The sequence below is a fragment of the Proteus hauseri ATCC 700826 genome (assembly GCF_001654965.1).
GTDB lineage: Bacteria > Pseudomonadota > Gammaproteobacteria > Enterobacterales > Enterobacteriaceae > Proteus > Proteus hauseri.
Window position 1 is genome coordinate 170853 of sequence record NZ_LXEV01000016.1, and the last position, 14280, is coordinate 185132.

The window sequence follows — 14280 nt, forward strand, 5'->3', positions numbered from 1 at the left end:
GGGGAATAATATGAATAAATATCTCAAATATACGCTTCTGTTACTTATCCTCCCAACTGTATTTATGCCTTTTTGGTTTCCTGCATTATTAATGCTTATCCTAAGTAGCCTTGATGCCATTAATATAAAAATGTTGCCGTCATCAATCGTTTTTGATGAACGTAATTTCCTTATGGGATTATGGTTAGGTTCGTTAATTATGACGACGGTGATGTTATTGCAGTCGTGGCGAAGTAAAAACGGATTTTATCTTTTAGGAGGCATATTAGTGGTATTTATGGCGATTGCAGTATCGCTAACCATTATTCCTCACTCAGAACTCGAAAACCGTCGGCGTACTGTTTTACAGGATATAAGTGGTTATCAATGGCGTGCTTATCATAGTAGTGCATTGGAAAAACAAGAAAATATTAACAAAGCGGTATTTTATCAACCGCAAAAAGCAATGGAATATCTTAATCAGCTCAATGCACAACGAAAAAACTTACCTACACTAGATTATTTAGATGAAGATTTATCGGTTGCAATGGTAGCAAAAGAGCATTATTTAACCAGTTCAAAAGGTTCTTTAATACAAAATGAGGCAATTAAAACGCTCGCTTATTATGGAGATTGGCTGCTAAATCAACCAGAAATAGTCATAACTCAAGCATTATCAGCACTATTTAAACCAAATGATACCCAGTTAGAATTTGTGGGTGTTAATACCCTGTTATCTGCGCCATTAATGATAGAGGCTTGGCAAACGAGAGCATTAACTCATATCGTAAAAAGCCAAGCTAATATTGATTTAGAAAAAGCAGCCGCGGCGTTAATGGTGGCAGACATGCTAGAGACTGATAATCTTGGTTATCATAATCAATCATTGCAAACGTTACTTGAAAAAACGGTTTCTGAGTTGCCTAAAGAGCAGCGTCAAGCTTATCAAGTATTACAAGCTAGAGCAGTTGAAGAACGTTATTATCGGCAAAATACAACTCCACCAGCAGAAATCACAGATTTAGCTAATCAACGACTAATGTTGAATTATATCGTTAATCGTGGATATACCACGTATGTAACAATGCATTCAGCGACGAGAAAAGAGTATCCCGGTATTGTTACTATTGACTCACCTAATGAAATACAAAATTTTACAGATGTAAATTATCCAATAATTAAGCAATATATTCCTCATGCTGATGTGGTTTTATCTGTTGATGTTGATGCTCAAGGTCGGGTTTCTGGGTTATGGATCCAAAAAAGTAGCGGAATTGAAAGTTTTGATCATGAAGCATTGAAAATTGCGCTTCCTTGGCGATTTATGCCAACTTCTGAAGGATATAGGCAGCGTGTAATAGTCAATTTTGACAGTACTCGACTGGGTTGGAATCAATACATGATTGAGCAGCAGCCTTTGCTCGTGGCGCTAGCCAAAGGTTATGCAAGGCAAGATCCTAAAAGTATTATTTTAGGTGAAAATAAATTAGAAGAAATTTTAACCAGAGCGCCAGAAAAAGAATCCGCAGTGGTTTCTACAGGTTATGACCCTTACTCTTCTTATCAAAGAGAATACAAGTTGCAGCAACAGAATAAAACGAAGTTGCAAAGTATCTTAAAAGAGCTGCAAACCTTACCAAAAGGGAAAAATAACCACGAAGATTGGGACAATAGTTTGCATTTTTTAAATGAGCAATTATCGCTTAACCAAAGTAATGACGATGTTGTAAGAATGATTGCTCGCTTTGAACTGCAATATTACAACGTAGGCGTAAATAATCTTGCTCAATCGCCAGATATTTATCCTCAAGATGAAACCTATTGGCAAGATCTGCTATTAAAGGCCCGTAATCACTTTGAATTAGCAATAGGTTTAGACCCAACTAAAAGTGATGTTTGGTTAGGATGGGGAATTACATGGTTAGATGAAGATCCTGAAATAGCCGCAGGTGCTTTTGCTAAAGCTGCTCAGCTAAAAACGGAAGACAGTCTAGCCTCTACTTTACAAATGTTAGAAATGAGAATGGCGATGAATACCCTAGAAGGGGTAAGACTAGAACGTTATCAAACATTACGTGCACGTATGGATATGCGCTATTTGCCAGAAGGAATTGAAACTAATCTGATACACGATTATCTCAGCGATGATTTAACACAGATTCAATTAGCTCAAAGACCTATTCCTAAAACAGATCCTAATAGCAAAGTTGTACGTAAGCCGTTAAATAAAAACAATATTGAACAATCTAATCGCCTATTTAGCATCGATTTTTCTGGCGCTAACATCAAAGAAAACTCACAAAAACTTCCTCAAGTCACTGTTCCTGAAAATGCGCCTAAAATGGGCGATATAATATTACAACTTGATCTTGATGCTGAGGGAATACCAACGGTGGTTATGATTAAATCAGGTAGTGGTAATTTGCAAATCGATAATGCGGTGATTGATGCGGCTTATCAATGGCGATTTAGTAACACTAAAAAGGGAAGTACTACACTTATTTCTGTCCAATTTAGTCTGTAATCTCAATTAATCTTTGTTTTTTTATAGAATCTACCTTTTCTGTGACATACCTTTCTGTGTCACGGAATGGTAGATTTTTTTGTAATTAATCATTTACTAACTTATTGAAAGCCATAATATTGTTATGTAGATCACAAAAAAATACACTTTCCAAAACGCGATAACCACTCAAAGAAGAAAATAGACCGCTTAATTCGTTATACAACCGCTAAGGGATTTAATCGCTCTATTCATAGGCCATTCTTCTTATTATGTAGCCGTGGACAGTCGACTTTCACATTCGTTCAAATATTCTCGGCTGTTCCGCATTACTCTTTGGCTGTTCGGTCTTGCCTGAAAAAAAGATGTCTCATGAACAAAAATGCATTTCTAAAGCACGTACCTTGGGTGATCCTAGGGATTATTGGTGCTTTTTGTCTCTCCGTTGTTGCACTACGTCGTGGTGAACACGTCAGTGCATTATGGATAGTTGTTGCTTCTGTTGCTGTTTATCTAGTGGCTTATCGCTACTACAGTCTTTATATCGCTCAAAAAGTGATGAAGTTGGATCCAACAAGAGCAACACCTTCAGTTATCAATAATGATGGTTTGAACTATGTTCCAACCAACCGCTATGTTTTATTCGGTCACCACTTTGCGGCTATTGCAGGCGCAGGGCCGTTAGTGGGGCCTGTTCTTGCTGCACAAATGGGTTATTTGCCTGGTACGCTCTGGTTATTGGCTGGGGTTGTGCTTGCTGGTGCTGTACAAGACTTTATGGTGTTGTTTATTTCAACGCGCCGTAATGGTAACTCTTTAGGTGAGATGATAAAGAAAGAGATGGGGCCTATTCCGGGTACTATCGCTTTGTTTGGTTGTTTCCTTATCATGATAATCATCCTTGCAGTACTTGCGCTTATCGTTGTTAAAGCATTAGCAGAAAGCCCTTGGGGTGTATTTACCGTTTGTTCAACAGTACCTATTGCCCTATTTATGGGTATCTATATGCGCTATATCCGTCCTGGTCGTGTCGGTGAAGTGTCAGTTATTGGTATTGTATTGTTGATTGCAGCGATTTGGTTCGGTGGTGTTATTGCTCACGACCCATACTGGGGTCCAGCGTTAACCTTTAAAGATACCACTATTACCTTTGGTCTGATTGGTTATGCATTTGTTTCTGCATTATTACCGGTGTGGCTGATCCTAGCCCCTCGTGACTACTTAGCGACTTTCCTAAAAATTGGGGTTATCGTTGGTTTAGCTGTTGGTATTGTTATTCTGAATCCTGAATTGAAAATGCCTGCTGTTACTCAGTATATCGATGGTACTGGCCCATTATGGAAAGGTGCGTTATTCCCATTCTTATTTATCACCATCGCTTGTGGTGCGGTTTCTGGCTTCCATGCCCTGATTGCCTCAGGTACAACGCCTAAACTTATCGCAAACGAAATGGATGCTCGCTTTATCGGTTATGGTGCAATGTTAATGGAATCATTCGTTGCAATCATGGCATTAGTTGCTGCATCTATCATTGAACCAGGTTTATATTTCGCAATGAATACACCACCTGCAGGATTAGGTATTACAATGCCAAATCTGCATGAATTAGGTGGCGAAAATACAGCCGTTATTATGGAGCAGCTAAGAGAAGCAACTGTACATGCTGCTGCTACAGTAAGTTCATGGGGTTTTGTGATATCACCAGACGAGATTTTACAAACAGCTAAAGATATCGGAGAGCCTTCTGTACTAAACCGTGCGGGCGGTGCGCCTACCTTAGCTGTTGGTATCGCGATGGTATTCCACAAAATTATTCCTGCCGCTGATATGGGCTTCTGGTATCACTTTGGTATCTTGTTTGAAGCGCTCTTTATCCTAACCGCTCTTGATGCAGGAACACGTTCTGGTCGCTTTATGCTACAAGACTTGTTAGGTAACTTTGTTCCATTCCTGAAAAAAACCGATTCTTTAATTGCAGGGATCATCGGTACTGCAGGTTGCGTAGGCTTATGGGGTTATTTACTGTATCAAGGCGTTGTGGATCCATTAGGTGGTGTTAAGAGCTTGTGGCCACTGTTCGGTATCTCTAATCAAATGTTAGCCGCAGTGGCGCTGGTATTAGGTACAGTTATCTTAATTAAGATGAAACGTACTAAATACATCTGGGTTACCGTTGTTCCAGCAGTATGGTTATTAATCTGTACTACATGGGCATTAGGACTGAAACTCTTTAGTAATGATCCACAAATGGAAGGCTTCTTCTATCTAGCAAATGAATACAAAGCGAAGATTTTAGCTGGTGGTGCTGATTTAACAGCAACAGAAATTACAAACATGAATCATATTGTAATTAATAACTACACCAATGCTGGCTTAAGTATTCTGTTCTTAGTGGTTGTTTATAGCATTATCTTCTACGGTTTCCGTACTGCGATGAATGCACGTAAAAACCCAGAGAAATCAGATGAAGAAACACCATATGTACCTATGCCAAAAGACGTTAAAGTGTCCTCAGGTCACTAATCTAAGGTAAAAGGTTATTTCACCCCGTACTGGCTAGCTGGTACGGGGTCTTATCTCAGGAGAAACGTATGTTTGGTAATTTAGGACAAGCTGGAAAATATCTCGGACAAGCTGCGCGTATGCTGGTGGGAATTCCTGACTACGATAACTATGTTCAGCACATGAAAGATAATCACCCGGATAAACCCTTTATGACTTATAACGAGTTTTTCCGTGAGCGCCAAGAAGCGCGTTATGGTGGTGGCGATGGTAAAGGTGGTTTTCGTTGTTGCTAATAATCTGTAAAGGAGACGAATGATGGAACCAATTGCAGTCACAATACTGACGGGTTTTCTAGGATCAGGTAAAACAACGCTTTTGCGCCATATGCTTAACGAAGAGCATGGTTACAAAATTGCAGTGATTGAAAATGAGTTTGGTGAAGTGCCTATTGATGATGAGATAATTGGTGATAGAGCGACTCAAATCAAAACACTGACCAATGGTTGCATCTGTTGTAGTAAATCCAATGAATTGGAAGACACTCTACTTGATCTTTGTGACAGTCTTGATCGTGGTGAAATTGAGTTCGACAGACTCGTTATCGAATGTACAGGAATGGCAGATCCGGGGCCAATAACGCAGACTTTTTTCTCTCACGACATAATCTGCCAGCGCTATTTATTAGATGGCATTATTACTTTGGTGGATAATGTTCATGCCCAGCAACAGCTTGATCAATTTACTATTGCGCAATCACAAATTGGTTATGCGGATCGTATTTTACTAACGAAAACGGATGTTCAGCCTGCATCTCAAGAACTTCTTTCGCGGTTAAGACGCATTAATGCTAGAGCACCTGTTTATACCGTGATTAATGGGCAAATAGATTTAGGATTATTGTTTAACGTAAAAGGTTTTATGTTGAGCGATACCTTAGAAGTAAAACAGCCTTTATTTCGTTTTCAGGCGGAAAAACAAGATGATATCAGTTCTATTGTACTGAAATTTGATTATCCTGTTGAACTACATCAAGTCTCTGATGTGATGGAAAAACTATTACTTAGCTTTGCGGATAACTTGTTGCGCTACAAAGGTATATTAAATATTAAAGAGCAACCTAATCGCTTGTTATTCCAAGGCGTACAAAGACTTTATAGTGCAGATTGGGATCGCCCTTGGCGTGACGATGAGCATCGTGAAAGTATCCTCGTTTTTATTGGTATTCAACTGCCAGAAGATGAAATCAGAGCAAGTTTTGATGCGCTTATGCACAGTGCTGAAAACTGCTAATTAAATACCCTGTAGTGAGTGTTAGAAAGAGAAGTAGTAGTAACCGTAGTAATGCAGTAGTAAGTAGTAATAGCAGTAAACGAATATTGAAGAAGCTCCTGACTTGAGGAGGATCCTGTTCCTAGGATCTTATATTTCACCCCATAATAACCAACATTATGGGGTGCTTTTTTATGATATTTTAATTAACCGTTAGCAACAGCTTTATATTCCATAATCTCAATAATTTGAACATCAGTATGCTGCATTGCTCGGCTGGCTAATGCACAAAGATTTTCAATGGTGGTATCAACATCGTGAGCAACAATACCATCGTTACCAGTGACATAAGTATTATCCAATGCCATAAGTACAGCTTTATAAGCAGCGCTTGCCCCCGTTGAGACTTTCATCGCACAGCTATTAGATGCGCCATCGCAAATCACACCACTAATATCCCCAATCATACTACTAATTGCCATTGCCATAGGTTCATAGCGTTCTTCCATCAACCATGCTATGGCACCAGCAGCACCCATAGATGCTGTAGTTGCTGCACATAATGCAGATAAAGCAGGGAATTTATGATGAATATAAATAGCTAGCAGATGAGAAAGTATTAATGCTCTAGCTGTTTTGGCGGCATCTGCCTTCAGATATTCAGCAACGACCACAACAGGCATTGTTGCTGCAATCCCTTGGTTACCGGAACCAGAGTTACTCATTGCAGGTAAAACAGCTCCCCCCATACGAGCATCAGAAGCTGCTGAAGTACGGATCATTATCTCTGATAACAAATCTTTAGCGAGCAATCCGCGTTGCTGCTGGCGTTGTAATGTTTGACCAATATGTAAGCCGTAAGTATTGTTCAAACCTTCTTTTGATAAGGCATCATTTAAATGTGCTGAGTCAAGAATAAACAGGATCTCTTCAGCAGGTACTTGGGTAATGAACTCATAAATTTCTTGAGTATTGGTGTTTGTTAACGCTTCTTTTATTTGGCACGGAGATGCGGTTTGTTGTGAATCGTTGTTAGTTTTATCAAGAAGCACTTTATCATTATGGATAATTTTAACGATGTTAGTGTGATTACCTGCAATAATAACCGTCGCTTTATTTTCGCCATCTTCAATAGTGACTTCAGAGTAAAGAACTTCTTGGCATTCTTTTTTAATAGATACACTAACAATACCGGATGCCAATAACGCTTTACTGGCCTTTACATCTTCAAGTGTAGCATTTTTTAGTACTTCTAAATCTGCTTCACTATCTCCGCCAATAGCACCTAAACTTGCAGCAATAGCTAATCCTACCATTCCGGTACCTGGCACAGTGACACCCATACCGTTTTTCATGAGATTAGGAGAAACTTCTGCTGTAATACGTGTGATATTGTGCTGCAAATAGCTAGCGGCTTTGGCTGCTGCTAATGCAAGAGAAATAGGTTCAGTACAACCTAAAGCAGGTTTTACTTGTTGTTTAACCGCAGCTATTAATGTGTTCCAACGAGAGGATAATTGTTCTTTCATTGCATTGCATCCAATAAACTATATGAAAATTCAAAGGGTTATTCTTTTTTTAATGTTCTCATCATACTGAATTTATCAGAGAAAGTTTTTTCTGAATTTCCTACTTTCTTGTAAATTTTGAGAAAATAATACTATTTTGATTAGAGAAATTAGGAGAATTTTTTATTTATAAGGTTGAGGAGAGATTTGAACTTGAGCTGTCAGAACAATACAGAAAATGACCAGTAACGCCAATGGATAGCTATCAATAGCGATTAGTAATAATTGATGATTATCTTAAATAATAAATATATTTATAACAATATTTATTATAAATAATATTTTAATAATAATTAAAATAAAAAAACAATAGAATGAATAGATCATTCTATTGTTAGTATAATTATCATACTTAATGTGGGCTAACTCAGAATAGTTAAAATAAATGGCAATGAGTGGGTAAAATTTTACTAAATGTCATCTTTTAACACAATGAATACTATGCTGTTTTTTTTAGTGAGTATAAGAATAAATTCTTATTATTTTGTTAATATTATTATATTTATGTTATTAAGAATAAAGATTACAAATGTAGTAACTGCTTAATATTTAAATTACTTTCTACTATTTGTATTTATAGAATTTGCAATAAATTATGTTTATTTATTTTTAATATGTCTATTATTTGAAAATAGTCTGAGGCAACCATATTGCCCCAGACTGATTTAATTAATAATAGAAAATAGCAATAACAGCACAGTGGAAAACAAATCCCACCATTAACGGCACTGCGGTTCTTTTCACTACATCAAAAGGCTGTAACTTGGCTCCACTTGATACAGCAATAATAACACCAGCAACAGGAGACATACCGCGTCCCATATGTGACGCTTGTTGCATTGGTAAAATCATTGCAATTGGGTTAACACCCATACTGTGGGCAATTTGTGGAATAAGTTCAACGAATGCGAGGAAAGGTGCATTACCAGAACCCATAATAATTGCTGCTGCTAAGGTAACAATAGCAAACACTAATGCCATCGCAAAAGGCGGTAATCCAACCGATTCAGCCATTATAATTAAGCTATCTATTGCACCACTCACTTTAATACCATGGGCAAAAACACCCGCAGCAACTAATAATCCCACCACATTACTAAACGCTGAGCCCATACCTTTTAGAAAATGTTGAAAGCCAGCACAAACTAATTTGAAGTCACGTAAACGTAAAGTCTCAATTAACATACAAACTGCCATTGAAATTAATACAATAGTAACAACATCTAGGTGGATGCCAACAACAAACAGGCTTGATGAACTGACTGCCATAATAATAGGTAACATTGGCAGTAGGGCATAAAACCCGGGTACGTTCTTATCGCTTTTAACTTCTTCTGAGATTTTTCCTAACTGAGGAATAAATCCTGATTTACGGTCGCAGTGACGTTGCCAAAATATATGGGTAATACCTACCGCCAATACGGTTGCAATTGCCGCCGGGCCTTGATAGTAAAGCACATATTCTACTACACCTAAATCAACCGCTTTTGCACCACGAATAGCATCAATGGCTGTTGGAGTATAAGCAACGCCCAATGATGTTGCAATCACGCCTGCCGCGGAAGCAGGGGATAAACCAAGTCCAATCATTATCGGGAACATTGTTCCCATTAATAGAACCGCTAATCCCGTTGCTGAAGGTATTGCTAGTTGTAAAATACTCGCGAGTAAAAAAGAGAAAAATAGCAACACATAAGGTGAGCGCATATTTTTTAATGGGCGAGTTGCAACGCGGACAACGGCCTCATTTGCACCAATATGATCCATATAATGCGCAAATCCCATCAGTGCCATAATCATCAGACCTAAATCTGCGGCTCTGCTACTGAATAGATCACGTATTACTTCAAAAGGATCTAACCAGCTAATACCTGTAGTTTTGACATTTTTGGGTAAAATATCCCCCCAGCCAAATGTCATTGTCAGTGCCATAAGCACTAAACCTGCAACTAATAAAACCGGTTCGGCTTTATATCCTTTCAAGATCATCCTAGCGACAATAATAACGACAACTAAGACCGCAAGAATTTGGATCATGCTTTAACTCCAGGTGCAAAGCGCTCAGCAGTAATTTTAACTACTGATTTTAAAACATCACTTGCGGCGTAAAGCGATTTAACTGGTAGATATTCATAAATTGAGTGGAAGTTATGAGCACCAGTAAAGATATTAGGGCAAGGTAAGCCATTTTGAGAAAGTGCTGCACCATCATAACCGCCACGCATTGGAATTGGGCGAGGTGTAATGCCATTGGTTTTATAAGCGGCAACAGCAATATCAATTGGATAACGATTATCACCTTGTAGGCTATTAAAGACGTTAGCGTAACGGTCTGCTAATTTACAAGTCACAGATCCCTCACCCCATAAACCTTCACAATATTCTGAAAGCTGTTTTAAAAATGCCATACGATGTGCGTAGCCTTTTTCGGTGAAATCGCGTACATCCATTTTTAATACAGTACGCGCACTATTACCGGCTAATTGTTTTACCCAATAATAACCTTCACGGCCTTCGGTATATTCAGGTGCTTCTCCACCTGGCAACATAGCCACAAATTTATGTGCCATTAAGAGTGAGTTTTTCAGTTTACCTTTTGCAGACATTGGGTGCGCTGAAGCACCCGTAAAGGTAATTTCTACATCACCCGCATTCCAGTTTTCATACACTAATTCACCAATACCACAGCAATCGAGGGTATAAGCAAAATCAGCACCAAATTCTTTAACATCAAAGGCTTTAGCACCGCGTAAACCTTGTTCTTCATCCGGTACAAAACCAATTTTTACCGTACCATGCTTTATATCTGGATTTTGTTTAAAGTATTGCAACATATCCATAATGGAGGCGATAGCGGCTTTATCATCAGCGCCTAATAGGCTAGTACCATCGGTGACAATAATGTCATCACCAATATAGTTTTCTAATTCAGGAAACTCGCTTTGGCGCAAATAAATATCTAACTCTTTATTTAAGCAGAGGTCACCACCTTTATAAGGAAGAATTTGCGCTTTAGTATCATTAGTTTGCTCTGCACTGGTATCTAAATGACCAAAGAAGGCAACGGTTGGGACATCGTAATCAAGATTTGAAGGCAGAGTCGCTGTTACAATTGCAGTATCGCGAATTTTGATATCTTCAACACCTAATGCTTTTAATTCTTCAACCAGTTGTAAAGCAAGCACTCGCTGACCTTCTGATGAAGGCATAATACCTGCGGCGCCATTTTCCCTATTTGTAGTGGTGTTAACTTTTGTATAAGAAATAAACCGATCAACGAGATTCATTATAAGACTCCATTATATTTGATTTTTTGTATTCTCTCTTTATTTAATCTAAGTCGTCTTCTTTGATAAGAAAAAGCCAACACCTACTTGTATCATAAAAAAAACAATTAGGAATTAGTGAGAAATAATTTTTTTTGCAGGATTTTTTTAAGGTTAAATAAAATTTAATTTTTGGTTTTTTCTTTATTAAATAAAATGGTGTTTTTTGTATGTGTGGTTATTTTTATTTACTTTATTGGTCCTGTTTTTGTGAAATTAATCATAGATTTTTAGTGGTTTTTAGTAACTTTTAGTTTTTCTCTTTATTATAATTAATGTGTGTTTTTTAAAAATGATTAATATTTTTTCTGAAAATTAATGCTATTTTTTAAAAAAGAGAAAAGAGAAGTGATAGATGAAGAAAAAAATGAGCTTAAAATATTATTTATATATAAATAATATGAGTATTTACAATAATGAGTAGCATCAATGAAGTTAGCAAAAAACCACTATCTATTAATAATAAAATAGTCTCTATAGGTAAAAGAATAAAATTATCTATTTCTAGTCTATCTATTAAAGTAAGAAACACAATAAATGAATTTATTCATCATAATCGCTATGATAGTAAAGTGAATTTTGATTCAAAAGCTACTTTTTCAAAGGCTGGGAAATTAATTGTCAGTAATAAAGAAAAAAGTAATATAGATAATGAGATGAAGGAATCTAATATTGTTAATTCAAAGAGTGAATCTTTAAAAATTAATAAATTAATTATTAGTGATGAGGAGAAGAATAATGTGGATAATGAAATGATGGAATCTAATATTATTAATTCAAAGAGTGAATCTTTAAAAATTAATAAATTAATTATTAGTGATGAAGAAAGAAATAATATAGATAATGAGATGAATGGATCTAAAATTATTAAATTTGAAAGTGAGTTTTTAAAACTTGAGATAAAAAAAGAAATGCCAGAATATAACCTTACAGATGAAAAGAAAATAGTTTTAAATAAAGGGCAGAGCGTTTTGGAATTTATCGAACTTCCAAATAAAGATTTGATACCAATTGATGAAGCTATTAACGCTCTTCATTCATGTAAACAAGATAGTTTGTTGAAGAGTAAGATGTTATTAATTGATTATATTACAGATATGCAGTTTAAACCTCTAATGAATAATAATGTTGAATTACTAGAGAAATCCAATTCTAATTATTTAAAAGAAATTGAATTTGATGATACAAGATATGAATCTGTAATTTTTCATCCTTATGAAATAAGTGGATATGATGAAAAAGGAGCATCAACGCTATCTAATTTAAATAATGATGATACACCGATAGAATCTAATGATAATAAAGTTCAATTTCATTCTAATGAAAAAGAATTAGCTATTGAAAGGGATAAATTTAAATCTTTCTTGATTGAAACAACAAAAGACATATCATTATTAGATAGATTATCAAATGGTAAGAATAGTTATGGCTATACTTTTCTTGCTAAAGTCTCTAATTTTTTAGAAGATTACAATGGGATTAAAAGTAAAGAAAACTCAAATTATTTTAATAAAAAAAGTATTTAAATAAATTGGTTAAATCAGATTATTTTTTCAAATTAAATAAAAAAGTTAATGATGTTATTTCTTTGCAATATTTAAAAAATGAGCAAAGCAAGCATGAAAATGGTGTTGTAGAAGAAATTATTCTTAAGCAGCCTAGTGAAGAGGAGAAGTTAAAAGAAAAAGAGGAACAAAAAGAAATTCTAGCTAGAATGGATAAGACAAATGAAAGAAATCTCTCATTGATAGAGGAGCAGCATAAAGATGCACTTAATTTAATAAAAGAGAATGATTTAATGAGTGATCTTTTCGGTGAAATAGACGAACAGCTTAAAATATCGAATGAAAATAAGCATCTTACATTAAAAGAATTACTGGAAAAAGTTAAAAAAAACTAAAATTATGATGGTGGTGCCCATGATTTTTATTTTGGCTATATTTTCAATTTCAATTTTAATGATGAAATTGATAATGTTTAAAAGTAAAAATACACAAAATGGTTTTTTAGCATCAATAATAAATACCCTGTTAAACTCAGATGATAAAATAAAATATTGATGGTTATAAATACTTTCTATAAGAGAGTGTCAATAATACTGTTAATATTATTCTCTATAAAAATTAATTTTATGTTTTTATTTATGAAAATAATTGGTTGTATAGATGGTGGATAAATGATAGATGGGGAGAAAAGAAAATATAGAATATTGTCTCTATTAAATTAATAGGATGATAATTATGAATGTTGACAATATGAAGATAATGCCACAAGGAATGTCTTCAGTTTTACAAAAGAAGATATCAGAGATTGTTCTCTTTATTAATCGAGACTCAGTATTATCAATAGTAAATTCATCAAATAAATTCCTTGATGTCAAATGTTCTACAGGGGAATATATAAGTGAGGTAGAAGGATCCATTTATATGGATGAGAGAGATAAAATAGCTTACTTGAAAAAAGAAAAATATACTTCTGATTCATATTTCATTGATACTAATGAAAAGATTAATTTTTCTGAAAATGAAATGATAACGGATGAGGTTATGGTTAATAAATCAATAATGAATGAATTAATTGATGATGAAGATGCCATGAATTATGATAATAAATCAATAATTGATGATGAAGGTAAAATGAATTCTGATAATAAAGAAAGATTAAAGGAAATATATACAAGTCAGATTGATAAATATTTTTCTTTCATTCAGTTAACCAACGAAGATGAAAGAATTATATCATCAAAAATACAGTTTCTGCTTCAAAAAGAAATTGTTTTTTTAGAAGGTTTTATTGAAATTGAAATTTTAAATATAAAAATGAAAATGGTGGAAAAATTATCAGAGCTAGTTGAAAATTGTAATTTTAAAGAAGAGTTACTTCAGAAAACAAAAGGAATGACATTAAAAGATCTTCTTTTTAGAAAAGATAAAGAAAACTATTATTTGACTAATATTTTTTCTGAAACATTAAAGAAGTACTATAAATATATAAATCGTTCCAAACTTTATGATATAAAAAGAAATAAGGATGCTTCAAATTCGATAATTAGTTTGGTTTTAGCTAAATATGATAAAGAAGGTGTTATTTAAATTTTCAAGTAGAGATCTCTTGTTAAAGCCTGATAATG

10 protein-coding genes are annotated in these 14280 nt (G+C 35.1%); 7 read left to right on the forward strand and 3 right to left on the reverse strand.

All coding sequences use genetic code 11. The features are described from left to right. Positions 1 to 10: 10 nt before the first annotated feature. The 4 genes from M997_RS05340 to yjiA all read left to right on the forward strand — a co-directional run bounded on the left by M997_RS05340 (position 11) and on the right by yjiA (position 6277). On the forward strand, positions 11 to 2503 hold the full coding sequence (locus tag M997_RS05340) for a TonB family protein (protein ID WP_064719077.1): 2493 nt from the start codon (positions 11 to 13) through the stop codon (positions 2501 to 2503). 351 nt (positions 2504 to 2854) lie between these two features. Further along, on the forward strand, positions 2855 to 5005 hold the full coding sequence (locus tag M997_RS05345) for a carbon starvation CstA family protein (protein WP_064719078.1): 2151 nt from the start codon (positions 2855 to 2857) through the stop codon (positions 5003 to 5005). A 68-nt stretch (positions 5006 to 5073) separates the two neighbouring features. Beyond that, positions 5074 to 5280, forward strand: coding sequence for a YbdD/YjiX family protein (locus M997_RS05350; RefSeq protein ID WP_064719079.1), 207 nt, complete (start codon positions 5074 to 5076; stop codon positions 5278 to 5280). Between the two features lie 22 nt (positions 5281 to 5302). Then, positions 5303 to 6277: a GTPase gene (gene yjiA / locus M997_RS05355; RefSeq protein WP_064719080.1), complete on the forward strand. Its 975-nt coding sequence runs from the start codon at positions 5303 to 5305 to the stop codon at positions 6275 to 6277. Positions 6278 to 6462: 185 nt separating this feature from the next. Here the strand turns inward: yjiA and M997_RS05360 are convergent, their stop codons facing one another. The 3 genes from M997_RS05360 to pepT form a co-directional block, all read right to left on the reverse strand. Then, the gene (locus tag M997_RS05360; protein ID WP_064719081.1) at positions 6463 to 7785 is read right to left on the reverse strand and encodes an L-cysteine desulfidase family protein; all 1323 of its coding nucleotides are present in this window, start codon (positions 7783 to 7785) and stop codon (positions 6463 to 6465) included. A gap of 708 nt (positions 7786 to 8493) precedes the next feature. Further along, positions 8494 to 9861, reverse strand: a complete 1368-nt coding sequence (gene dcuC / locus M997_RS05365) for a C4-dicarboxylate transporter DcuC (protein ID WP_064719082.1) — start codon at positions 9859 to 9861, stop codon at positions 8494 to 8496. After that, positions 9858 to 11111 carry a peptidase T gene (pepT, locus tag M997_RS05370; protein WP_064719083.1) on the reverse strand — a complete coding sequence of 418 codons (1254 nt, stop codon included), beginning with the start codon at positions 11109 to 11111 and terminating at the stop codon, positions 9858 to 9860. Before pepT ends, dcuC begins: the two co-directional genes overlap by 4 nt. 455 nt (positions 11112 to 11566) lie before the next feature. On the opposite strand from pepT, the gene M997_RS05375 reads away from it, so the two are divergent. From M997_RS05375 to M997_RS05385, 3 genes are all read left to right on the forward strand, one after another. After that, positions 11567 to 12676: a hypothetical protein gene (locus M997_RS05375; protein ID WP_064719084.1), complete on the forward strand. Its 1110-nt coding sequence runs from the start codon at positions 11567 to 11569 to the stop codon at positions 12674 to 12676. 5 nt (positions 12677 to 12681) lie between these two features. Next, complete coding sequence (locus tag M997_RS05380; protein ID WP_064719085.1) at positions 12682 to 13050, forward strand: hypothetical protein; 369 nt, start codon at positions 12682 to 12684, stop codon at positions 13048 to 13050. A gap of 340 nt (positions 13051 to 13390) precedes the next feature. After that, positions 13391 to 14242 carry a hypothetical protein gene (locus tag M997_RS05385; protein WP_064719086.1) on the forward strand — a complete coding sequence of 284 codons (852 nt, stop codon included), beginning with the start codon at positions 13391 to 13393 and terminating at the stop codon, positions 14240 to 14242. Positions 14243 to 14280 lie beyond the last annotated feature (38 nt).